Origin of the sequence: Qipengyuania marisflavi, assembly GCF_005884405.1 — a bacterium.
GTDB classification, from domain to species: domain Bacteria; phylum Pseudomonadota; class Alphaproteobacteria; order Sphingomonadales; family Sphingomonadaceae; genus Qipengyuania; species Qipengyuania marisflavi.
Map to the genome: position 1 here is coordinate 898121 of NZ_VCAO01000001.1, position 22327 is coordinate 920447.

The following is a 22327-nucleotide window of genomic DNA, read 5'->3' on the forward strand; positions in this document are numbered from 1 at the left end:
CCTCAGTTGAGCGCGACTCTGTTGCCGGATTCCTCCAGATGCGCCTCGATCTTCAGCCGCACCGCCTGCGCCGCATGGCACGCGCCCAGTTTGACCATCATATTGGCCCGGTGAATTTCCACCGTTCGCGGGCTGATTTCCAGCTCGCGCGCGATCATCTTGTTGCTGCGCCCTTCGGCCAACCAGTCGAGCACTTCGCGTTCGCGGGGTGACAGCGTGGAGATACGGCTGCGCGCTGCGACCATCTTGCGGCGGGCGTCAGCGTAGGCCTGAGCCTCTTTCGCAATCCGGCCTAATGCCTCTGTCAGACGCTCAGGCTGGAGCGGGGTTCGCAGATAATCGAGTGCCCCCACACGGATCGCATCGACCACCCGGCGCGGACGGGGATCGGGCGAAGTGGCAATTATTGGCAGCCATATTCCAAGTTCAGCGAGTGCCGCCAGGACCCCGCCGATGCCGCCAGCCTGCGGATCATCGCAAGCAAGGACAACGCCATCTTCGGGCGGCCGCAATGTCAGCTCACCGACATCGGCATAGACTTCGCAGTGATGGCCCAGGCCAAATATCAGATGAGACATCTCTGCCCGTGACCGGGAAGAGCCATCGATAAGGTGAAGCGTATCTGTGTTTCTCATGAAGAGCAGACTACGCAATCAGGGGAAATGCGCACTCCGTATCACTACGCATCTCGATGTATTTCTACAGTACACTTCAGGAGTCGGGAAGTTGCCCGGTTCGATCAAGGTCCGTTTCCGATATACTAATTTTTGACGCAGCCAATCCTCACGATTTTTTGGCATCATCATCCTGATCGAAGCTGTAGCCGGGCAGCGAATGAAACGCGTTTTTCAGCGCATTGCCCCAACTCGACGAGATCGCCTCGAAATAGGGATCGTCAAAGGTGATACGGTTTTCATGCGTCGCGGCGAAAGAATCCTTCTCGATCACTTGTAGGTCCAGTGGCAAGCCGACCGACAGATTGGCCTTTAGCGTGGAATCGAACGACACCATCACCAGCTTCACGGCATCCTCCAGGCTCATCGTCCGGTCATAACCGCGGATGATGATCGGGCGACCGTATTTGGTTTCGCCAATCTGGAAGAACGGGGTGTCGGTGCTGGCTTCGATGAAATTGCCTTCGGGATAGACCATGAACAGGCGCGGCTTCATGCCGGTAATCTGCCCTGCGACGATGATCGAGGCGGTAAACCGCCCGCGCCCGCGTGTGCCATTGGCCTCTTGGCGATCACTTATGATCTCGCGCGTCAGACGCCCGATTTCGGTTGCGACCTGAAACATCGTCGGGGACCGCAGGATCGCATTGTCCCGCTCGTCCGGCGCCTTGGTGCGTTCTTCCAGCTTGCTCACCACCGCCTGCGTCGTTGCCAGATTGCCAGCGGTCATCACGGTAATGATCCGCTCACCTGGCACGCTCCAGGTGAACATTTTGCGGAACACCGAGATGTTATCGACGCCCGAATTGGTCCGTGTGTCGCTCATGAGCACCAGGCCCTTGTCGAGCATCATTCCCACGCAATACGTCATCAAATTATTCCTATTGTTGAACTTGCGGTTGCTGTTCGACCGCCACCGCGACTTCGAGCTTGGTCGAGGCCGGGCCGAAACTGATCCCGGTCACCGGGGCGGCATCGCGATAATCGCGGCCTGTTGCCACCCGGACATAGCGCTCGTCTGGGCAGATGCCGTTCGAAACATCGAACCCAACCCAGCCCAGCCCGTCAATATGCGCCTCTGCCCAGGCGTGCGAAGCCTCCTGATCGATGCGGTCATTCATCATCAGATAGCCACTGACATAGCGCGCCGGAATGCCCAGCATCCGCGCCACGCCGATGAAAATATGCGCATGATCCTGACACACACCCGACCCCACGCCGATGGCCTGTTCGGCGGTGGTTTGCCAATCGGTGGTGCCGGTGCGGTAAGTGACCTTATCCGAGACAGCGGAGGACAATGCGTGCAGCATATCGATCCGGCTACCTTCCACAGCTTTCACCTGGCGGGCCAGTTCTTCCATCTGCGGACCGGGCCGCGTGTGATCGGTCTGTCCGATGAAGCTCCACAACGGTAAATGGCCGGAATGGTGGCCGATAACCCCAGATTTGTCGCTAGTGTCGACGACGCCGTGACAGGTCACCGTGACCGTCTCGGCACCCTCTGCCACTGCGACCAGGGTAACAGTGTTGTGATGCTGATCCTCATAAGAGATTTCCGGCTCCGCATTTTCATATTCCATCGCCCACTCGATGATCTCCTGCCCATGCGTTGCCTTCGGCGTCAGTCGCAGCCGTTGCAACGCATGCATGACGGGCGAGCCGAAATTGTAGCGGGTGGTATGACGGATCGAGAGGCGCATTAGGCAAGGAACCTGTAATCGGAGGCGATGGCGACACCGACAGCGGCATTGGCGGCGGTAAAGTCGAGCAGGAATTGGTGCAGCCCCTGATCGAAAATCGCATCAATCGTCAGATCGGTAAGGCGGGTGTCGGCATCGCGCATCAGGGTGTTGGATTCGCCTTCCTGTCCATGCAGACGGGCCAGCGCTGCCAGGTCCTGCCGCAGTGCAGAATGACAGAACGCCAGACTTCTGGGGAAGCGGTTGTCGAGCACCAGGAATTCGCAGATCCCCCGCGCGTCAATCTGCCCGGCATTGAGCCAGCGATAGGCGCGGTCGCCCGAAACCGATCGCAGCACGGTGTCCCACTGACCTGTATCAAGGCTGGACCCGACCCATGACAGCGACGGCAGCAGCAAATAATATTTGATGTCGAGAATGCGCGCGATGCTGTCAGCGCGTTCGATAAAGGTCCCGGCACGGGCGAAGTGGAAGGATTCGTCGCGCAGCATGGACCCGGCCATCGCGCCATGCGCCAGCATTCCGGCGCGGCGCACTGTGCCCATCACTTCCAGCACGCGGTTCTCCCCCACCGGGTCGGCCAGCTGCTTTTCGATTTCCAGCCAGCTTTCGTTGACCGCTTCCCACAGCTCGCCGCTGATGGCGTTGCGGGCCAGCCGGGCGTTCTGCCGGACCAGACCGAACATGGTGCGGATCGACGCAGGATTGTCCCGGTCGCGCAGAATGAAGTTCCAGGTTTGCGTGCCGGTATAGGTGCCGTGCTTGGCCTCGTACCCCGCACGCTGGCCAGAGGTCGCAATGACCGAACGCCATTCCTCTTCGGCGGTGACGATATCCTTGGTCAGTGCCATCCGCATACCGGCATCGAGCAGACGCGCAGTGTTCTCCGCCCGCTCAAGATAGCGGAACATCCAGTACAGCCCATTGGCAGTGCGGCCTAACATGACAGGTCTCCGGCCATCAGTCCTTGAGCACCCATGTGTCCTTGGTCCCTCCGCCCTGGCTCGAATTGACGACCAGTGATCCTTCTTCCAGCGCCACGCGGGTCAATCCGCCGGGCGTGATGTCTATCTTGTCTGGCGAAACCAGCACGAAGGGCCGCAAATCAACATGACGCGGTGTAAGTCCCTTTTTGGTGAAGATCGGACAGGTCGACAGCGCCAGCGTCGGCTGTGCGATATAGTTGGAAGGGTTGGCGACCAATTTCTTGCGGAAATCCTCGATCTCTTTTTTCGATGAGGTCGGACCGATCAGCATTCCGTAGCCGCCCGAACCGTGGACTTCCTTCACCACCAGTTCGGCGAGGTTGTCGAGCACGTATTTCAGGCTCTCCTCATCAGCACAGCGATGCGTTTCCACATTGGGCAGCAGCGGTTTCTCGCCGGTGTAAAATTCGACGATCTCCGGCATGAAAGAATAAATCGCCTTGTCGTCAGAGATCCCCGTTCCCGGTGCATTGGCGATCGTCACACCCCCCGCGCGGTACACATCCATGATCCCGGGAATGCCAAGCGCGCTGTCGGGATTGAAGGTCAGCGGATCGAGATATTCGTCATCGACACGGCGATAAATGACATCGACGGGTTTATACCCGCTGGTGGTCCGCATCGCGACGCGGCCGTTCATGACACGCAGATCGCTGCCTTCGATAAGCTCCGCGCCCATCTGGTCAGCCAGAAATGCATGCTCGAAATAGGCCGCATTGTAGATGCCCGGCGTCAGCACCGCGACCACCGGCTTGTCGCCAGCACATTTCGGTGCGCAAGCGGCCAAGCTCTTGGCCAGCCGCCGCGGGTAATCGGACACGCTGGCGACCTGCACCCGCATGAACAACTCAGGAAACATCGCCATCATGGTTTCGCGATTTTCGAGCATGTAACTCACACCCGATGGGGTGCGGGCATTATCCTCCAGCACGAAGAACTCGTCCGGCCCGGTCCGCACCAGATCGATGCCGACGATATGTGTGTAAATCCCGCCCGGAGGTGTGAAGCCCACCATGTTTGGCAGCCATGCCGCATTGTTGCGAAACAGACGTTCGGGGATGCGGCCCGCGCGGATGATTTCCTGCCGGTGATACAGATCGTGGATAAAGGAATTGATGGCGGAGACGCGCTGCTCGATCCCGCGGGTCAGCTTGCGCCATTCCTGCGCGGTTATCACGCGGGGGACCATGTCGAAGGGGATCAGCCGTTCCTCGGCCTCATCCTCGCCATAGACGTTGAACGTGATCCCGGTTTTGCGGAAATTGGTTTCCGCCTCAGCGTGTTTGCGATTCAGCAGCGCGGTGTTCTGTTCTTCAAACCAGGTGCTGTAATCGGAATATGCAGCGCGTACGGAACCGTCCGCATTGTGCATCTCATCGAAGCTGTTGACTGAACCGCTCATTTTCCCCCGGGGAGCCACGCCACCCGGTCAGGCAGCCGCGAGGGCAGGACTGCCGCTCTTGCCAACACAAAGGTTCAGACGCGGTCCAGTTCCACAAGAACCGCGCTCACAGCCTCGGCAGACAGGACAAACCCCATATGCGAACATCGCAGGGCAATGCTGCGGTCGCGTTCACCAGGCCGTCCGCTGGCGCTGCGCGGGTTGACGATGCCATCGCGCGGGCTCCACATCGCCACTGTTTCAACCGGCGGTTTGGCGGCAATTTCTGTGTCGATTTCAGGTTCATCCACGCGGTGGCCAGCAATCGCCTGATACGCGCGCCAGCCATTGTTGGCGCGTGCACTGCCCGAGAAAGGCGAGCCCATCGTGATGACCTTGGCCACCTTGTCGGGATGCTGCTTGGCGATTTCGCGGGCCATCACTCCGCCCAGGCTCCAACCGACCAGCACGATCGGTTCGCCTGCCCTGCCGTAAAGTTCGCTCAGCCGTTGCTCCACCTTGGCAAAGCGCTGTGCCGTTGCGCCCAGATTGAAGCCCAGCCCCCAGCGCTTGGCAGTATGCCCCGCAGCCTCAAGCTGGCGCGCCATCCAGCGCATCCGCACCGGGTGCGCGCCAAAGCCCGGCAGCAACATCACCGTGCGCGGATTGGCAGTAGGCGTGACCGCCAGCTTCCCGAACACGCGTTTCACCGGATAAAGCGGCCACAGCATTTCCTGCGCCAGCAGCGCCGCGCGCGGACCGCGCGCCTCGTCAGGACATGGTTCCTTGGCCAGCGACCAGCGCCGGCTCAGCTCTGTCCGGTTGAAGACCTCGGGATCGAAGAGGGTACGGTCTGCCATGTACAGGTAAATGCCGCAGTGCAGCATTGCGTTCCTGACACGGCGAGGCGAATTACCCCGCGCAATCGCCAATCCTTGTGTGCTTCGCGCGCATCTGGATGGTCGAATCGCCCATACCGGTCATGTCGCCCTTCATGGTCATATCCATTTCTGCGGAAGTTTCGGTGACGCTGCCGGTCATCGCCATAGTCATCGAGGTCTCGCCCTTGCAGCGCATCAGTGCGTCGATCTTGCTGCCGGAAACGTCGAATTTTTCGTAGCTGCAATCGCCATCCTGTGACTGCTTGGCCATTTCCTCGAAACCCTGCTCCACGTCAGAGGGGGTCAGGCAATATTCGTGGCTCTGCCCGTCCATCATCTTGCGCATCATGTCGATGGCGCTCTGCGGTGCACCGGGAATTTCGATATCGACCAGCTGCATGGTGGTGCGGTACTGCCCGGCCTGCGGTCTGATCGCGGCCTTGGCGCGTTCAGCCACCTCGGCATTGCTGACGCCGTCACCGCCTGCCCCAGCGCCCTTCTCCCCGGCTTCGTTGCCGCCGCACCCTGCCAGCAGCAGTGCCGCCGCCGCCCCAATCGCATATCCCCGCATGTCCGTCCCCCCTGTATATCTGCCCAAGCCTATCAAACCCTGCGCGAAACACCAAAGTGGGCGTTGCAGCACCCGGTGATGTCCCCCATATGTTCGCGCATGGCAGAACTCGTAATCCGCCGCGGCCTCGCGGAACCTGACACATCGGACAATTTCGTCCCGCACAAACCGGCGCGGCCCGAAAAATCACTGCCAGGCAAGAAATTCCGCATAGTCAGCGATTATGAACCCGCTGGCGATCAGCCGACCGCGATTGCCGAATTGGTGGGATCGCTGAAAGAGGACGAGAACACGCAGGTCCTGTTGGGCGTGACGGGGTCGGGCAAGACCTTCACGATGGCCAAGGTGATCGAGGAATTGCAGCGCCCCGCGCTGATCCTGGCACCCAACAAGATCCTCGCCGCGCAGCTCTATGGCGAATTCAAGAGCTTCTTTCCCGATAATGCGGTCGAATATTTCGTCAGCTATTACGACTATTACCAGCCCGAAGCCTATGTGCCGCGGTCCGACACCTACATCGAAAAAGAAAGCAGCGTGAACGAGGCGATCGACCGGATGCGCCATTCGGCCACGCGCGCGCTGCTGGAACGTGATGACGTGATCATCGTGGCATCGGTCAGCTGCCTTTACGGAATCGGTTCGGTCGAAACCTATTCGGCGATGATTTTCGATCTGAAAAAAGGCGCCAGTGCCGACCAGCGTGAGATCATCCGCAAACTGGTGGCATTGCAATACAAGCGCAACGATGCCGCCTTCCAACGCGGCAATTTCCGCGTGCGGGGGGACAGTCTGGAAATCTTCCCCAGCCATTATGAAGACATGGCATGGCGGATCAGTTTCTTCGGTGACGAGATCGAGGAAATCAGCGAGTTCGATCCGCTGACCGGCAAGAAAGGCGCGAGCCTGGAAACCGTCCGGATTTACGCCAATTCGCACTATGTCACTCCCGGCCCGACCATGAAGCAGGCAGCCGCCGCGATCCGGTTTGAACTGACCGAACGACTCAAGGAGCTGGAGGCGGAAGGCAAACTGCTGGAGCATCAGCGGCTTGAACAGCGCACCAATTTCGATCTCGAAATGATTGCCGCCACGGGCAGCTGTGCGGGGATCGAGAATTACAGCCGCTTCCTGACCGGCCGCCTGCCGGGCGAACCACCGCCAACGCTGTTCGAATATTTGCCCGACAATGCGCTGCTGTTTGTCGATGAAAGCCACCAGACCGTGCCGCAGATCGGCGCGATGTCGAAAGGCGATCACCGCCGCAAGATCACGCTGGCAGAGTTTGGTTTCCGCCTGCCCAGCTGCATCGACAATCGCCCGCTGCGCTTCAACGAATGGGACGCGATGCGCCCGCAGACCATCGCAGTGTCCGCGACTCCCGGAAATTGGGAGATGGAGCAGACCGGCGGCGTATTTGCCGAACAGGTCATCCGCCCCACCGGCCTGATCGACCCGCCGGTGGAAATCCGCCCGGTCGAGGATCAGGTTCAGGACTGTATCGACCAGTGCAAACAGACCGCGCAAAAAGGCTATCGCACGCTGGTCACCACGCTGACCAAGCGGATGGCGGAGGATCTGACCGAGTTCATGCACGAGGCCGGGCTGCGGGTGCGCTACATGCATTCCGATGTCGAGACGCTGGAGCGGATCGAACTGATCCGCGACTTGCGGCTGGGCGTTTATGATGTGCTGGTGGGCATCAATCTGCTGCGCGAAGGGCTGGACATTCCCGAATGCGGGCTGGTCTGCATTCTCGATGCCGACAAGGAAGGCTTCCTGCGCTCAGAAACCAGCCTGGTCCAGACCATCGGCCGGGCGGCGCGTAACGTCGAAGGCAAGGTCATTCTCTATGCCGACCGCATCACCGGCAGCATGGAACGCGCGATGGCGGAAACCGACCGCCGCCGCGAGAAACAGCACGCCTTCAATCAGGCGAACGGCATCACGCCGACCACCATCATCCGCGGCATTCAGGACATCGTCGCGCATACCGCCAGTCAGGATGGCGTGGTCATCGGCACCGGCGATCCTGAACGCAACAATCTGGTCGGCCACAATCTGCGCGCCTATATTCAGGATCTGGAAAAGCGCATGCGGACCGCCGCAGCCGACCTCGAATTTGAGGAAGCAGGCCGGCTGCGCGACGAGATCAGACGACTTGAAGCTGATGAATTGGGCATACCCGATGGCGAAAAGAAAGCGCCGCTGGTGGGCCGCAGCAATGAAGGCAAGCCGGGGACCCGCAAGACCCGATATGGCAAGACGCGTTACAAGAAAATGGGCGGCAAACCGTGATGATGCGATCCCGAACCGCCCTGGCCGTGTTGACGCTGGGGCTGACGCTATCGGCGTGCAAGCCGCCCGCTGCGGATGACTATATCGCGCGCACCCGCATTACCGATCGTGCTGCCGCGCCATCCGAACCGATCGGTTCCCCGGATGTCGAAGGGGCGATCTGGGCACCGGGCCGCCATGCCAACCGCGTGCTTTACGGCATACCCGGACAGCAGCCCCTGATGGCACTGGAATGCCTGACCGATGAAGCCAGGCCCATGTTCGCAATCACGCGCTTTGCGCTGGCGGACCAGCACGCGCAGGGCATTCTGGCGCTGATCGGCAATGGCCGGGTTGAACGTCTGTTTGTCGATGCGGCACCGGCCAGGGACGTGTTTCTGTGGCACGGTGAAGTGCCCGCTGCGGACCCGCGGCTGGATGTATTTATCGGTGCCCGCGAAGTTGAAGCTACGATTCCCGGGGCCGGTAGCGTGGTGCTGCATCCCAGCAATCTGCCGCGAACGCTTATTGAGCAGTGCCGCGGGCTGCAACAGACTGCGCCAGTTCCGCCAGCAGATCCGGCGTAAGCACCTGCGGCAATTGCCGCGCCTCGCCGCCGGGCGGATACCACACATATAACGGCACGCCCGCTGCGCCCTGACGCGCCAGGAAAGTCGCAATTTCCGGATCGCGCCGCGTCCAGTCGCCGCGCAATATTTTGACGTCTGCCTTGGCAAAGGCGGCGCGCGTGGTCTCACGTTCGATTGCGACGCTTTCATTGACTTTGCAGGTGACGCACCAGTCGGCGGTAAACCACACAAACACCGGCCTGCCTGAAGTGCGGGCGCTGGCCAGCGCCGCCTCGCTGAAAGGTTCGGGCGCCAGCAGACTGTCCTGCGCCGATGCGGCAAGCGGGCGCGGCTGCGGCATGGCGATCAGGGCAATGGCTGCGACAGCCAACACGGCCAACCCGCTAACCACACTGCGCCCGGTGCCCGCACGCTGAGCACGGCCAAACTGCGCCAACATACCCAGCATCGTGACTGTGAGCGCCAGCACGACCACCACGAAAGTTACCCCCCCGATCCGCCAGAGCAGCCACGCCAGCGCCAGCGCGGTCAGACCCATTGGCAAGGCCATCCAGCGGCGAAACCGCTCCATCCAAGGACCCGGTCGGGGCAGCAGGCGGCGCAGGGCGGGCACAAACCCGATCAGCAGGAAGGGCAGCGCCAGCCCCAGACCCAGCACCGCAAACACCAGCAGTCCGTCCAGCGGCGGAATGATCAGGGCAGCCCCCAAGGCGACCGCCATGAATGGCCCGGTGCACGGAGTGGCAACAAATGCCGCGAGCAGTCCGGTGGCAAATGAACTGGTTGCCGACGGCTTCCCACCCGAAATCGCGATGCCCGGCACTTGGAACAGGCCGAGGAAATTTGCCGTGATTGCCACCGCCAGCAATAGCAGCGCCACAACCACGCGCGGTTCCTGTAACTGGAAGGCCCAGCCAACCTGCTCACCCGCTGAACGCAGCAGCAGCAACAGCGCGCCCAGCGCTGTGCAGGCCAGCACCACCCCGGCAGTATAGGCCAGAGCATCGCGCCGCGCACCGCGCTCGTCCCCGCCCGCCTTGGCCAGCGACAGCGCTTTCAGGCTGAGGATCGGGAAGACGCAGGGCATAATGTTGAGCAGCAAACCGCCCGCCAGCGCGCCCAGCAGGAGCAGCATCAGCGGCGGTGGTGCGCTATCTGCGCCGCGAAACGGCTTGATCCCTTCCAGCGGGACATTCCCCGGCGCGGCCACGATGCGCACGCCGCGATCAGGCCCCAGCGCCAGGATACCTTCGATCCGGTCAGGCCGAGGCAGGAAGGCGAGCTCAACGGTGTCCGGAACCACGATGTCCTTGAGCGGATATTCGACGACCAGCAGATCGCCTTCGCGTATGAAGGTCTGCACGCCCGAATACACCGCCTGCTGCGCCTGACCCACTTCCGATGTGCCGAGGAAGAAATGCACATCGCCCAAATCGCTGGCAGCGGGCAATGGAATGCCGATCCGCAGCCGGGTTCCGGCGAATTCAAAACTTGCCGCGCTGCCCAGCGGCGGAACAATCGCCGCGCGCCACTCCGCCATGCGTGGCTCCGCAGTGGCATTGGCGGGATCGAGCGTCAGTCTGGCCTGCTGCGGCACACAAATCTTGTCGGTACAGGCGAGATAGCGCGCCGTCAGGCCAATCGGCGGAGGATTGGCTACGGCGGCATCAGCAGGCACCCGGACCGGCACCAGCACGGTATAGGGGCCTTCGTACACATGGTTCATCAGCCCGCCGATCAGCAGCTGTTTCGGCACCGGATAAAGCGCTTCATTGACAACCCAGCCTTGCGGCAGGGTCCAGTCAAGTTCCATCCCCAGACCGGCATCACCGGGGTTGGACCAATAGCCATGCCATTGCGAAGAACGCGGCGTAAAGTGCAGCGCCACTGTCCACACTTCGCCCGGAACCGGGGGTCCGTCGGCTGACACCTCCACCGCGATCCGGTCGCTGGTGCTGCGCGCGGTTTGCGCATGAACAGCGGGGGCGGCGAGCATCATGACCGCGCTGATCGCCAGCGCCAGCCAGATGCGCCACACCGCCAATGTTCTTGCCTCTGTCACGCCTCAGCCTCTAGGGCGGGCGCAAGCCGGACGCAACGAGGTAGAGATGGACGAAAAGCGCGATTTGCTCATTATCGGTGGCGGCCTTGTCGGCATGACACTGGCGCTGGCTGCGGCCAAGCGCGGCATCACCAGCCACGTCGTCGACCGCGCCGATCCGGCAGAATTGACCGCCGAAGGTTTCGACGGCCGCGCCAGCGCGATTTCGACCGCCAGCTGGAACCTGTTCCGCAATATCGGTCTGGCTCCGGCGCTGGAAGAACACGCCTGCCCGATCGCATCGATCGCCGTCACTGACCAGATGAAACCGGGACGGCTGGATTTCACCCCAGAGCCGCACGAGGGCTCGCTGGGCCGGATGTTCGCCAACCGCACATTGCGTCAGGTGCTGTTTGCCGCTGCGGCAGACGAGCCGGCGATTGCCTGGCACGCCAAGGCCCACATCGCCCGGCGCGAGCGGGGCGAGCATGGCGTATCGGTCCAGCTGGGCACCGGACAGCAGCTGACCGCCGCGCTGATGATCGCCGCAGAAGGGCGCGGCTCACCCACGCGCGAGGAAGCGGGAATTACGTTGGCGAAATGGCAATACAATCACCGCGCCATCATTGCCGGGATCGATCATGCGCTGCCCCATGACAATGTGGCGTGGGAAATCTTCTTTCCAGCCGGGCCGTTCGCCCTGCTACCGATGCGCGACAAGCCTGACGGCACGCATCGCAGCGCGCTGGTCTGGACAGTGTCGGAAAGCGATGCGGCGGGCACGCTGAAAATGGGTGACCGCGCGTTTTTGGCCGAGCTGGAAAAGCGGATGGGCGGCATATTGGGTAAGATCACATCCGTCGGACCGCGCTCATCCTATCCGCTGGGTTTCCACCATACTGCCAAGATCACCTGCCAGCGGCTCGCGCTGGTGGGGGATGCGGCGCACGGAATTCACCCGATTGCGGGACAGGGCCTCAATCTGGGCCTGCGCGATGTCGGTGCTCTGGTCGAGGTGCTCGACGAAGGGCTACGGCTAGGGCTTGAGCCCGGAGATGCACAGCTGCTGACGCGCTATGAGCGGTGGCGCGGGCTCGACAGCTTTATGGTGGCGCTCGCCACTGACGGGCTGACGCGGCTGTTCGGCGTACCCGGTAAGGGTGCATCGGCAGTAAGGCGCATCGGCATGGGCGCGGTTCAGCGGATGCCGCTGATGAAACGCTGGTTCATGGACGAAGCGCGCGGCGTCACTGGCGACTTGCCCGAACTGCTGCGCGCCTGACGCTTATTCGGTCGCGATCCCTGGCTGGGTAATCCGTTCCCCGTCGCCATCGCGCAGGCGGCGTGGTTCAAGCACGGCAGCGGTTTCGATCAGATCGAGCGCGCGCAGGGCATCGCCATAGCGTTCGGCATCCGCCGCCCAGCTTTTGGCCTCAACTGCACCCGGCATATTGCGCACCTCGGCAATCGCGGAATCGATGCGGCCACTCTCCAGGAACAGCCGTGCGCGGTCGAGCCGCCGCTGCGGCTGGGGTGATGGCGCGCTTTCGCGGCGGAAAATGAACAATTGCCCGATTTCTTCGCGGAACCGTGAAAAGCCGGGCTGGTCCGAACTTTCGGTCAGCTTGGGCGCAAGCCCTTCCAGCCGCGCGACCAATTTGTCGAGCGTGACCGGATTGCGCGAGGCGGTTATGATCGTGGCAACTGCATTGGGCATGGCATCGCCAAACCGCAGCCGCAGCTGGTCGGCCAGAAAGCCAAGCTCTGCCCCCTTCTCGATCGCGCGGCGCGCGGCAAAAGCGATCAGCAGACCCTCGGCGCGCGCGGCATTACCTGATGCGGCCTGCGCCTGCAGGTCGAGCCGGGCCAGCCGCTGTTCGGCAGCAGCCAGACGCTGGTCAATCCCGCCCTGTTGTTCCTGCACCTGTTCAACCGCCTTCACCGCGGCCTCGGGCGAGGTAGCGCTGGGAGAGGGAGTGGGGGAAGCCGCAGGATCGGCGGCCAATGTTTGCGGTGTCTGAGTTGTCGCACCGGCCGTTTCCGCGTGATGGCCCGCCACGCGGTAAACGGCATAGCCGGCCAGCGCGCCGCCCATAATGAAGGCGGCGGCCAGTGCCGCGATCATCGGGCGCATGGTTTTGGCCTTGCGTCGTGTGCTCTCAAATTGGTTCATTCCGTCCCGTTCTTTGGCCCAGACATTGAGCGTGCGACCGCTTTTCCCGGTCAGATGTTTTGACACAAAGCCTGCGCCAATGCCAGCAGATCGCCCTCGTCCGCAGTTTCGGCGATCTGGACAGAGTGCCAGCCGCTACCCGCCATCTCGGCAATTCGCGGGGCCAGGGCAAGCAGGACAGTGTTGCCGCGTGCAATCCCCAACCGCTCGCACTCACTGCGCAGCCTGCGCGCCGCCTCGCCCGAATGGACCACCGCCACCGCGCCGTCCAACCGGCTTGAGCAGGCTGGATCAAGCGGGAGCGGAGCAGCGCGGTAAACCACCTGCGTTGCCACAGTAATGTGCGACGGCGGCGTCAGTGCGACCCGCGCCTCACCCGCCAATCGCAGTAAGGTGAGCGGTTCAGGTCCCAGCGTGTCCAGCAGAGCCTGCAATCCCCCTACCCCGGTCTGCGCCACCGTAAAGCCGGCTGTGCGCGCCGCGTTGGCGGTTGTCTGGCCCACCGCATAGACAGGAAGATTGGTCAGAGCGGCCAGCTGGTCGCCGCCGTGGCGCAGGACATTGGCGCTGCCTATCAGCACCCCGTTATAATTGCTCGCTGCCGGGCATTGCCACGCCGCCGGTTCAATAACGAACAGCGGGTGGCCGAACACATTGAGACCCAGCGCCCGCGCGGCGACGGCTGTCGCGGTCCAGCCCGGTTCGGGGCGGAAAACGAACAGCGGGCGGCTCATCGCACTCCGTCGAACAGCGCAGTAATGGCTTCAGGCGCGGCGCTCAGTAGCTGCCGCGCCAGTGCGGCCGGGCCGGACGTATCGGCGATGGCGAAGCGCGCCTCGTCTTCAATCCGATGTATCCCGTCTTCGCTATAGATCGCCGCGCGCAGCACGATGTCCCCGCCCTCGATCCGCGACAATGCGGCAATCGGGCTGTGACAACTGCCGCCAAGCGCAGCGAGCAAGGCCCGCTCGGCAGTGATTTCGGCATGGCTTTCGGCATGGTCGATAGCGGCCAGCAAATCACGGGTTGCCGCATCATCGGATCGGCATTCGATACCGATCGCCGCCTGTCCCGGCGCGGGCAGCCATTCTTCGGGATCTAGCCGCGCGCCGACATCATCCTCGCCCAGCCTCGCCAGCCCGGCAGCGGCCAGAAAAGTGGCATCCGCCTCCCCCGCTGCCAGCTTGCCAATTCGCGTGGCGACATTGCCGCGGATCGGCACGACATGACAATCAGGGCGGCGATGCAGCAATTGCGCGGCGCGGCGCGGGGCACTGGTGCCGATGCGCGCGCCTTGCGGAAGTGCCGCCAGCGACGCTGCGCCCACCAGCACATCGGCCTTGTCCACACGTGGCAGGATGGCGCCAATGGCAATCTGTTCAGGCCGCTCGGTCTCGACATCCTTCATCGAATGCACAGCAATGTCGATGCGGCCTTCGCGCAGCCAGATATCCAGTTCGCGGGTCCATAGCGCCTTGCCGCCGATATCGGCCAGCGGGCGGTCCTGGATCTTGTCGCCACTGGCAACCACAGGGACCAGCTCTACCGCCGATTCGTCCCACCCCTGCGCCGCACACAGCCGCGCGCGCGCCTCATGCGCCTGCGCCATGGCAAGCGGTGAGCGGCGGGTACCGAGGCGAAGGGAAGGCGTGGCAGGCATTACGTCGGCTTGCCCTAGCCGCGCAGCGCGCTAAGGGAAAGCCGGATGGGTGTGGTACTCGGCATAGAAAGCTCCTGCGACGAAACTGCTGTCGCGCTGGTCGACAGCGAACGGCGGATTGTGGCGCAGCGGATCGCCTCGCAGGACGCCGAGCACGCGCCCTATGGCGGGGTGGTGCCCGAAATCGCCGCGCGCGCCCATGCCGAACGGCTCGCCCCGATGATTGCCGCAGTGCTGGACGATGCGGGCATGACGCTGGACGATTGCGACGCGATTGCGGCCACTGCCGGGCCGGGACTGATCGGCGGCGTGATGGTCGGGTTGGTCAGTGCCAAGGCGCTGGCAATGGCCTCGGACACTCCGCTGATCGCGATCAACCATCTTGAAGGTCATGCGTTAAGCCCCCGGCTCGCCGACCCGGCGCTGGAATTTCCTTACGCCTTGCTGCTGGTATCGGGCGGACATTGTCAGATCCTGCGCGTCGATGGCGTGGGCCAGTACCGCCGCCTTGCCACCACTATCGACGATGCGCTGGGCGAGGCGTTCGACAAGACTGCCAAGATATTGGGCCTTGGCTTTCCGGGCGGTCCGGCGGTCGAGCAGCTGGCGCGCAGCGGCGACCCCAAGGCGGTCCCCCTGCCACGCCCGATGGTGGGCAGCGGAGAACCGCATTTCTCCTTCGCCGGACTAAAGAGCGCGGTCATGCGCGCGCATGACACGGGCAAATATACTGCGCCGGACATTGCTGCCAGCTTCCAGCAAGCCGCGATTGATTGCGTAACCGACCGGTTGCGGATTGCGCTGGGCGGCATCGACGATATCGACACGCTGGTGGTGGCCGGAGGCGTTGCTGCTAACGCCAGCGTCCGCGCGGCGCTCGAAACGCTGGCAACAGGCTTCAGGATGCGGTTCACCGCTCCGCCACCTGCGCTGTGTACAGACAATGCGGCGATGATCGCGTGGGCGGGGATCGAACGTCTTGCCGCAGCCGATTTCAAGCCCGATCCACTGGATGTGTCGGCACGGCCCCGCTGGCCGCTCGATCATGATGCAGAGCCGGTGCGCGGTGCGGGAGTAAAAGCATGAACGATAAAGCCGCCACAATCGGCGTTCTGGGCGCCGGAGCATGGGGCACCGCGCTGGCACAGATGCTCGCCAGTGATGGCCGCAAGGTATTGCTGTGGGCGCGCGAGACCGAGTTGGTCGACGAGATCAATGCCAAGCGGACCAACTCATTGTTCCTGCCTTCCGCAAAACTGGCGCAGAGCATCCATGCCACAGGCGACATTGCCGATATGGCCGGTCTCGACGCGCTGCTGGTGGTCACTCCCGCGCAGCATATGGGCAGCGTGCTGGGTTCCATGCCCGCACATTCCCGCGATCTGGTGCTGTGTTCAAAGGGGATCGAGGCCGGATCGGGGCGGTTGATGAACCATGTGGCACAGGGGGTGGCACCGCACAGCGCAATCGCTGTCCTGTCCGGGCCGACCTTTGCGCATGAAGTCGCTGCCGGGCTGCCCACTGCGGTGACGCTGGCGTGCAGCGGGGGTGAAGATCAATGGGAGCGGATTGCCCCTGTCATCGCCCGCCCCTCGTTCCGCCCGTATTACTCGAACGACGTCACCGGGGCCGAGATTGGCGGATCGGTCAAGAACGTGCTCGCCATCGCCTGCGGCGTGGTCGAGGGGCTGTCGCTGGGCCAGAATGCCCGCGCCGCGCTGATCGCGCGCGGCTATGTCGAAATGCTGCGATTTGGCGAGGCGCTGGGCGCGCGCGCGGAAACGCTGGCGGGGCTGTGCGGCATGGGCGATCTGGTGCTGACCTGTTCGTCGGCCGCGAGCCGCAATTTCTCGCTGGGCAAGGCGCTGGGCGAAGGTGGCCGAGCCGAAGAATTAATGGCTGACCGCAAGACTGTGGCCGAGGGCGCGCATACCGCGCCGGTGCTGGTCGAACTGGCCGCCCGCCACGGTATCGCAATGCCCATCGTGACGGCTGTTTACGACCTGCTGAAGGGCGATGATCCGCGCGCAGTCGTCTCCGGCCTGCTGGCCCGCCCCTTGCGCGCTGAACAGAGCCCTGCCGGATGACCGCAGCGCAGGATGATGACCGCGATATGGCCGCACTGGCCAAGGGAGGTCGTCAGAACTTTCTTGGTTTCCTGTTGCGACTGGCGGCGCGCCTGCCGTTCCTGTTTGTCGCGGGCCGGTTTTACGGCGCAGATGCGCTGGGCCGGTTCGCTTCGGCATTGGTGGTGGTCGAACTGGTCGCGCTGGTCTGCGCGATGGGCGAGAAGCGCGGGCTGGCGCAGCGGCTGGCAGAGGATGAGGAAACCCGGCCTGCCAATCTGGTGTTCGACGGGATGCTGCTGGCAGTCATCTTCGCCAGTCTGGCGGCACTGCTGTTCTGGCTGGTGCCGCAGCCGCTGTTTCCCAGCGGGCAATATACCCAGCTTGACCGGCTGATCGTGCTGGCCATCCCGGCCTATGCGCTGACCGAAATCGTGCTCGCCGCACAAGCTTACAAATACGATATTGCGACCACAGTGCGGGCACGCGCGGTGGTGGAGCCGTGGACGATTTCGATCATGGCAGGCGTGCTCTATTACATCCCTGCCACACGGGATTCGGGCCTGTCGCTGGCCTATCTGATTTCGATCTACACCGGCCTGCTGACCGGGCTGTGGTCATTCCTGCGCAGTTACGGCCTGCCGCGCCATTGGCGTCCGCGCCTGCGCGCGATGGCCAAGCTGACCGCGCGCGCGCTGCCGCTGGCCACTGCCGATGCCATCGAATGGGGCACGCGGCGACTGGATATCTTCATACTCGGCCTGTTCGCCGCGCCTGCCGCCGTTGGTGTCTATTACGTGGCGCAGCAGGTCGCCAGCCTGCCGCAAAAGCTGAAAACCAGTTTCGAGCCGATCCTTGGCCCGGTAATCACCCGCAATCTGAAAACCAAGAACTATGCCGCGATTGCTAGCCAGGTATGTCAGGTGGGTTTCTGGATCACCGCCATGCAGGCCGGCATTGCGCTGGCGCTGGGGATGCCGGGAGAGGCTGTCATGGGCCTGGTCGGACCCAATTTCGTTGGCGGCACCGGCGCGCTGGCGTTCCTGCTGATCGCTGAAGTTGTGGCGGCCACCGCCGTGGTGTCCGAAGCGGTGCTGATCTATGTCGCTCGGGTCCGCAATCTGTGGATTTCGATCGGCACGATTGCCCTGCAGGGGGTGCTGACCGTCGTGCTGATCAAACTGGCCGTCAGCATGGGTTATGGCGAGCCTTACAAGGCCGCCGCCGCTGCAATTGCTTTGATGCTGGCATTGGGCGTGGCAAGTCTGGTCAAGGCCGTGCTGCTGTCGCGAATCCTGAAACAGCCGATCAACAATTTCCGCTGGCCGCTGATCTGGGCCACCGCGCCTGCGGTTCTGGTTGGCTTCATGATCACCAAGCTGCCCGAATGGGCCGAACTGATTGTCGGCATCCCGGCAATTCTGGCGACCTATGGCTATGTCATCTGGCGCAAAGGATTTGGCCCAGAGGACCGCGTGCTGTTCCGCCGCAATGGCGGCCCTGCCGACCCGCCAAACGAATAGGCATTTCATCGACAACAGCGCACGTTCAGTCGCAGTTCACGGCCACGACATCTATTTCAAGCCACCGAAATATCGGGGAGGAACAAGCGATGCGTATCACCAAATTTGCCGGCCTGTGTGCCGCGTTTGCCCTTGTCGCCGGGTGTTCCTCACCCAACAGCGACGATCTTTATTCCACCGGCAAATCCGCTGACAGTACCGCCGAAGTACCACCGCCTCTGCTGCCGCCGCCTCCTCCTCCACCTGAAGCATCGGCAATTATTGTAACTGGATCTCCGGTAACCCGTCAGGTGCAGGAAAGCGTCTCAGCGGTACCGGTAATGAGCGCTCCGGACAAAGCCATGGTCGATCCCGCCACCGGCCTCCCCTCCCCTGACGCGCGCTATCGCTATTTCCCGCCGGTTTTCGTCCCCACCATGCCCAGCCGCGACCAGTATGATGGCGAGGAAATTTCGCCGGTTCAGGTGGTCGCAAGCCAGCCGGTTTCGACCTTCTCGGTCGATGTCGACACCGGCGCCTATGCCAATGCACGCCGCTTTGTCAGCGAGGGGATGATGCCCCCCAAAGGCGCAGTGCGGACTGAGGAATTCATCAATTACTTCCGCTACGACTATCCCCTGCCGCGTGACCGCACGCAGCCTTTCACGGTCAATACCGATGTTGCGGTGACCCCGTGGAACACTGCCACGCGACTGGTCCGCATCGGACTGGCCGGATATGAGTTGCCGCAGAGCAGCCGTCCGCCCGCCAATCTGGTGTTTCTGCTCGATGTTTCGGGTTCGATGAACAGCCCTGACAAGCTGCCACTGGTCAAAACCGCGATGCGTCAGCTCGCCGGGCAACTGACCCCGCGCGACCGCGTCTCCATAGTGGTCTATGCCGGAGCAGCCGGGCTGGTGCTTGAGCCGACCGCAGACGAGCGCAAGATCCGCGATGTGCTCGACGAACTTGCTGCAGGCGGTTCGACCGCTGGCGGCGCTGGAATCGAGCTTGCGTACCGCATTGCCGAATCCAATCGTGTGGAAGGCGGCGTAAATCGCGTAATTCTGGCCACCGATGGCGATTTCAACGTCGGTACGTCCAGCCGCGACGCCTTGATCGAACTGATCGAAAAGAAGCGTGAAACCGGCACCACGCTGACAGTGCTTGGCTTTGGCCGGGGCAATCTGAACGATGCGATGATGGAGCAGATCGCCGATCATGGAAACGGCAACTACGCCTATATCGACAGCGCGCTGGAGGCCCGCAAAGTGCTGGGCGAGCAGATGGGAGCAACGCTGTTCACCATTGCCAAGGATGTCAAAATCCAGATCGAATTCAATCCCGCAGTGATCAGCCAGTACCGCCTGATCGGCTATGAAAACCGTGCTCTGCGCGAAGAGGATTTTGACAATGATGCCGTCGATGCCGGTGACATCGGTGCAGGCCATCAGGTGACGGCGATTTACGAAGTCGTCCCCGCCGGAAGCCGGGGCTGGATCGCGGCACGGCGGTATGAGGACAAACCCGATGCCCGCGCACTGGATCTGGCTGCCGAGGCCGCGCATGTGAAGCTGCGCTACAAATTGCCCGGCGGCGATACTTCGCGGCTGCTGGAATATACGCTGCCTGCCAGCGCGCTGGCATCGGCCCGCGCGCCCGGCGGAGATTTCGCCTTTGCCGCTGCGGTTGCGGCATATGGGCAAAAACTGCGCGGCGATCCGCTGCTCGACAAATATAGCTATGGCGGGATTGCCACACTGGCCGGATCGCAGCGCGATTTCTGGCGGCAGGAGTTCAAACAGCTGGTGCAGACCGCCGGGTCACTGGAATAAACCCGGCACCCCTTTCCAGCAGGGGCAAAGCGCGGCTAAGAGTCGCGACAATGTCTCGCATTTCCCGCCTTGTCCCGTTTTCGGGTGCCGTGCTTGTCGCGCTGTCCGGATATTTCCTGGCAGAGCGCAGCGGGCCGCAGTTGGTCTCTGGTATCGAGCAGAAGGCTGCCGCTGCGATAAAGGCGGCTGGCGGGCGCGGTGTCTCTGCCGAATTTTCCAACCGCTTTGGCTGGGCGACACGTCACCCGATGCTAGTGGGCGGAGAAGACCTCAACGAACAAATTCGCGCCGACGTCGCACGTGCGGTGGCCCAGGTGCCAGGCGTCGGCGGGGTTTATTGGCAAGGCAGTTCGGCGCGCGCGCGAAGCGATGCGCCGCAATACGAACCACTACATTGTCAGGAAGACGTTGAGGGCCTGCTCCGCACCCGTTCTATTCGCTTTGAAGAGGCCAGTTCAGCATTGCTGCCTGCCAGTGAAATCCTGCTCGACGAAGTGGCAACGGCGTTGCGCCCCTGCCTGGGCGCTATTATCGCAATTTTGGGGCACACGGACAGTTCGGGCACGAAGCTGGGGAATCTTGATCTCAGCAGGGAACGCGCCCGTGCGGTCCGGGAAGCCCTGATAACGCGCGGCATCCCGCGTGACGGATTGCGCGCGCGCGGATTGGGGTCACAGAATCCGGTAGAAGGGCTGACCCCCGAAGATCCCGCCAACCGGCGGATTGAATTCTCGGTGATCAGCACCGAACCGCTCAAGCCCACGCCAATCGACACACCAGGAGCACGCTAGAATGCCGCTGTGGCTTGAACTGGTGGTGCTGATGCTGGCGGCTTATGGCGTCGGCATGGGGCTTGGCTGGGTGTTGTGGGGCCGCACGCCCGGCACGGCTGATACGGAAACGCCTGAAAAGTCTGGCGTGCCGGACGAATTGCGAAAGGACAGCAAATGAACGAATTGGTCGCCGCCTACTGGCCCGCAATGGTCGCTGCACTGGTGCTGGGGCTGCTGCTGGCATGGTATCTGTTCCATGCCTCGCGCAAGACCAGTGTAACCGGCACTGGCGGCGATGTGCTGGACGAAGGCGCCGCCCCGGCGGCACGTAACCGGGCGCTGATCGATGCGCCGCCTGCTGCTGCCACGCTCGACACACCTGTCATAGTGCCCACCCCCGCCGGGCTCGCCGGCACGGGAGTAGCTGTTGCCGCCGCAGCGAAATCCGACGCCGTCGGCGCTGGGACAGGCGATGCTCAGGCAGACGATCTTGCGCGGCTCAAAGGCGTTGGCCCAAAGCTGGTCGCCATGCTGCATCAGCTTGGCGTGACATCCTTTGACCAGATCGCAGACTGGGACGATGCCGAGATTGACCGGATCGACGCTGAGCTGGGCCGCTTCGCTGGCCGGATCCGCCGCGATGACTGGGTGGGTCAGGCCAAGCTGCTCGGCACAGGCGATGCCGCCGCCTATGCCGCGCGTTTTGGGAACGTTACCTGATTGCGCTTACCGGCGCGTCTGCTAGCCTCAACCCATCCGGGTCGAGTCGGATGAGGAGTGGCAGAATGGCAGAGCAGCTACGCGTGCTTGTGGCGGAGGACGAAATGATCGTTGGCCACGACCTTTGCGATACGGTATCGGAAGCAGGATATATCGTCGAAGGGCCGTTCGAAGATATGTCTTCTGCCATGCTCGCATTTCAGAAGCACAAACCCGACCTCGCCATTCTCGACGTCCAGCTGGGCGACGGCATCGTCTATCCGCTTGCCGAACAGATGATGGCGGAAAATGTCCCGGTAATTTTTCATTCCGGCCAGCTGACACCGGGTGAAGTTGCAGTGCGTTATCCTGCAGCGCAGTCGCTCTCTAAGCCCTGCCCTCCTGCAGACGTCATAGCCTCGGTGCAGAGCGCTCTCGAGAAGCATTGATCCACGCTGCTGGCGCGATGGAACCACCAACACAGGTAATCGATTGATCGGGTGTAACCGCTCCGAACAAAA

22 protein-coding genes are annotated in these 22327 nt (G+C 62.6%); 11 read left to right on the plus strand and 11 right to left on the minus strand.

Annotated elements, in window-relative coordinates; genetic code table 11:
- Nucleotides 1-2: 2 nt before the first annotated feature.
- From FEV51_RS04335 to FEV51_RS04365, 7 genes are all read right to left on the minus strand, one after another.
- Nucleotides 3-578, minus strand: coding sequence for a response regulator transcription factor (locus tag FEV51_RS04335; protein ID WP_246034428.1), 576 nt, complete (start codon nucleotides 576-578; stop codon nucleotides 3-5).
- A 205-nt stretch (nucleotides 579-783) separates the two neighbouring features.
- The gene (locus FEV51_RS04340; protein WP_138616194.1) at nucleotides 784-1545 is read right to left on the minus strand and encodes a proteasome-type protease; all 762 of its coding nucleotides are present in this window, start codon (nucleotides 1543-1545) and stop codon (nucleotides 784-786) included.
- A 10-nt stretch (nucleotides 1546-1555) separates the two neighbouring features.
- Entirely contained in the window at nucleotides 1556-2374 is an 819-nt protein-coding gene (locus FEV51_RS04345; protein WP_138616196.1) for a transglutaminase family protein, read from the minus strand.
- Nucleotides 2374-3318: an alpha-E domain-containing protein gene (locus tag FEV51_RS04350; protein ID WP_138616198.1), complete on the minus strand. Its 945-nt coding sequence runs from the start codon at nucleotides 3316-3318 to the stop codon at nucleotides 2374-2376. Before FEV51_RS04350 ends, FEV51_RS04345 begins: the two co-directional genes overlap by 1 nt.
- A 16-nt stretch (nucleotides 3319-3334) precedes the next feature.
- The gene (locus tag FEV51_RS04355) at nucleotides 3335-4762 is read right to left on the minus strand and encodes a circularly permuted type 2 ATP-grasp protein (RefSeq protein WP_138616200.1); all 1428 of its coding nucleotides are present in this window, start codon (nucleotides 4760-4762) and stop codon (nucleotides 3335-3337) included.
- Nucleotides 4763-4836: 74 nt separating this feature from the next.
- Nucleotides 4837-5601, minus strand: coding sequence for an esterase/lipase family protein (locus FEV51_RS04360; RefSeq protein ID WP_138616202.1), 765 nt, complete (start codon nucleotides 5599-5601; stop codon nucleotides 4837-4839).
- Between the two features lie 52 nt (nucleotides 5602-5653).
- Nucleotides 5654-6193: a DUF3617 domain-containing protein gene (locus tag FEV51_RS04365; RefSeq protein ID WP_138616204.1), complete on the minus strand. Its 540-nt coding sequence runs from the start codon at nucleotides 6191-6193 to the stop codon at nucleotides 5654-5656.
- Nucleotides 6194-6292: 99 nt separating this feature from the next.
- Here FEV51_RS04365 and uvrB point away from each other — a divergent pair, with 99 nt between their 5' ends.
- Nucleotides 6293-8488: an excinuclease ABC subunit UvrB gene (uvrB, locus tag FEV51_RS04370; protein WP_138616206.1), complete on the plus strand. Its 2196-nt coding sequence runs from the start codon at nucleotides 6293-6295 to the stop codon at nucleotides 8486-8488.
- Nucleotides 8488-9054, plus strand: coding sequence for a hypothetical protein (locus tag FEV51_RS04375; protein ID WP_138616208.1), 567 nt, complete (start codon nucleotides 8488-8490; stop codon nucleotides 9052-9054). Before uvrB ends, FEV51_RS04375 begins: the two co-directional genes overlap by 1 nt.
- Here FEV51_RS04375 and FEV51_RS04380 read toward each other — a convergent pair.
- The gene (locus tag FEV51_RS04380; protein WP_246034442.1) at nucleotides 8993-11095 is read right to left on the minus strand and encodes a protein-disulfide reductase DsbD family protein; all 2103 of its coding nucleotides are present in this window, start codon (nucleotides 11093-11095) and stop codon (nucleotides 8993-8995) included. The two genes, FEV51_RS04375 and FEV51_RS04380, sit on opposite strands and share 62 nt — an antisense overlap.
- Nucleotides 11096-11165: 70 nt before the next feature.
- Between FEV51_RS04380 and FEV51_RS04385 the strand changes: the two genes are divergently transcribed.
- Nucleotides 11166-12380, plus strand: a complete 1215-nt coding sequence (locus FEV51_RS04385) for an FAD-dependent monooxygenase (RefSeq protein ID WP_138616423.1) — start codon at nucleotides 11166-11168, stop codon at nucleotides 12378-12380.
- 3 nt (nucleotides 12381-12383) lie between these two features.
- Here FEV51_RS04385 and FEV51_RS04390 read toward each other — a convergent pair whose 3' ends face one another.
- From FEV51_RS04390 to hemC, 3 genes are read right to left on the minus strand one after another with little or no spacing between them, the layout of a single operon-like run.
- Nucleotides 12384-13271: a hypothetical protein gene (locus FEV51_RS04390; RefSeq protein WP_138616210.1), complete on the minus strand. Its 888-nt coding sequence runs from the start codon at nucleotides 13269-13271 to the stop codon at nucleotides 12384-12386.
- Between the two features lie 50 nt (nucleotides 13272-13321).
- Entirely contained in the window at nucleotides 13322-14005 is a 684-nt protein-coding gene (locus tag FEV51_RS04395) for a uroporphyrinogen-III synthase (RefSeq protein WP_138616212.1), read from the minus strand.
- Complete coding sequence (gene hemC / locus FEV51_RS04400; protein ID WP_138616214.1) at nucleotides 14002-14931, minus strand: hydroxymethylbilane synthase; 930 nt, start codon at nucleotides 14929-14931, stop codon at nucleotides 14002-14004. The genes FEV51_RS04395 and hemC overlap by 4 nt, the downstream gene beginning before the upstream one ends.
- A gap of 45 nt (nucleotides 14932-14976) precedes the next feature.
- Between hemC and tsaD the strand changes: the two genes are divergently transcribed.
- The 8 genes from tsaD to FEV51_RS04435 all read left to right on the plus strand — a co-directional run bounded on the left by tsaD (nucleotide 14977) and on the right by FEV51_RS04435 (nucleotide 22255).
- Complete coding sequence (gene tsaD / locus FEV51_RS04405) at nucleotides 14977-16017, plus strand: tRNA (adenosine(37)-N6)-threonylcarbamoyltransferase complex transferase subunit TsaD (protein ID WP_138616216.1); 1041 nt, start codon at nucleotides 14977-14979, stop codon at nucleotides 16015-16017.
- Nucleotides 16014-17018, plus strand: coding sequence for an NAD(P)H-dependent glycerol-3-phosphate dehydrogenase (locus FEV51_RS04410; protein ID WP_138616218.1), 1005 nt, complete (start codon nucleotides 16014-16016; stop codon nucleotides 17016-17018). The genes tsaD and FEV51_RS04410 overlap by 4 nt, the downstream gene beginning before the upstream one ends.
- Nucleotides 17015-18520, plus strand: coding sequence for a lipopolysaccharide biosynthesis protein (locus tag FEV51_RS04415; RefSeq protein WP_246034429.1), 1506 nt, complete (start codon nucleotides 17015-17017; stop codon nucleotides 18518-18520). The genes FEV51_RS04410 and FEV51_RS04415 overlap by 4 nt, the downstream gene beginning before the upstream one ends.
- Nucleotides 18521-18609: 89 nt before the next feature.
- Nucleotides 18610-20334 (plus strand): vWA domain-containing protein, encoded by a 1725-nt coding sequence (locus tag FEV51_RS04420; protein ID WP_138616220.1) that lies wholly within the window; start codon nucleotides 18610-18612, stop codon nucleotides 20332-20334.
- Nucleotides 20335-20384: 50 nt separating this feature from the next.
- Nucleotides 20385-21125: an OmpA family protein gene (locus FEV51_RS04425; RefSeq protein WP_138616222.1), complete on the plus strand. Its 741-nt coding sequence runs from the start codon at nucleotides 20385-20387 to the stop codon at nucleotides 21123-21125.
- Nucleotide 21126: 1 nt separating this feature from the next.
- Nucleotides 21127-21285 carry a hypothetical protein gene (locus FEV51_RS13105; protein WP_171033029.1) on the plus strand — a complete coding sequence of 53 codons (159 nt, stop codon included), beginning with the start codon at nucleotides 21127-21129 and terminating at the stop codon, nucleotides 21283-21285.
- Entirely contained in the window at nucleotides 21282-21827 is a 546-nt protein-coding gene (locus FEV51_RS04430; protein WP_138616224.1) for a hypothetical protein, read from the plus strand. The genes FEV51_RS13105 and FEV51_RS04430 overlap by 4 nt, the downstream gene beginning before the upstream one ends.
- A 65-nt stretch (nucleotides 21828-21892) precedes the next feature.
- The gene (locus tag FEV51_RS04435; protein ID WP_171033030.1) at nucleotides 21893-22255 is read left to right on the plus strand and encodes a response regulator; all 363 of its coding nucleotides are present in this window, start codon (nucleotides 21893-21895) and stop codon (nucleotides 22253-22255) included.
- The last annotated feature ends 72 nt before the right edge of the window (nucleotides 22256-22327 follow it).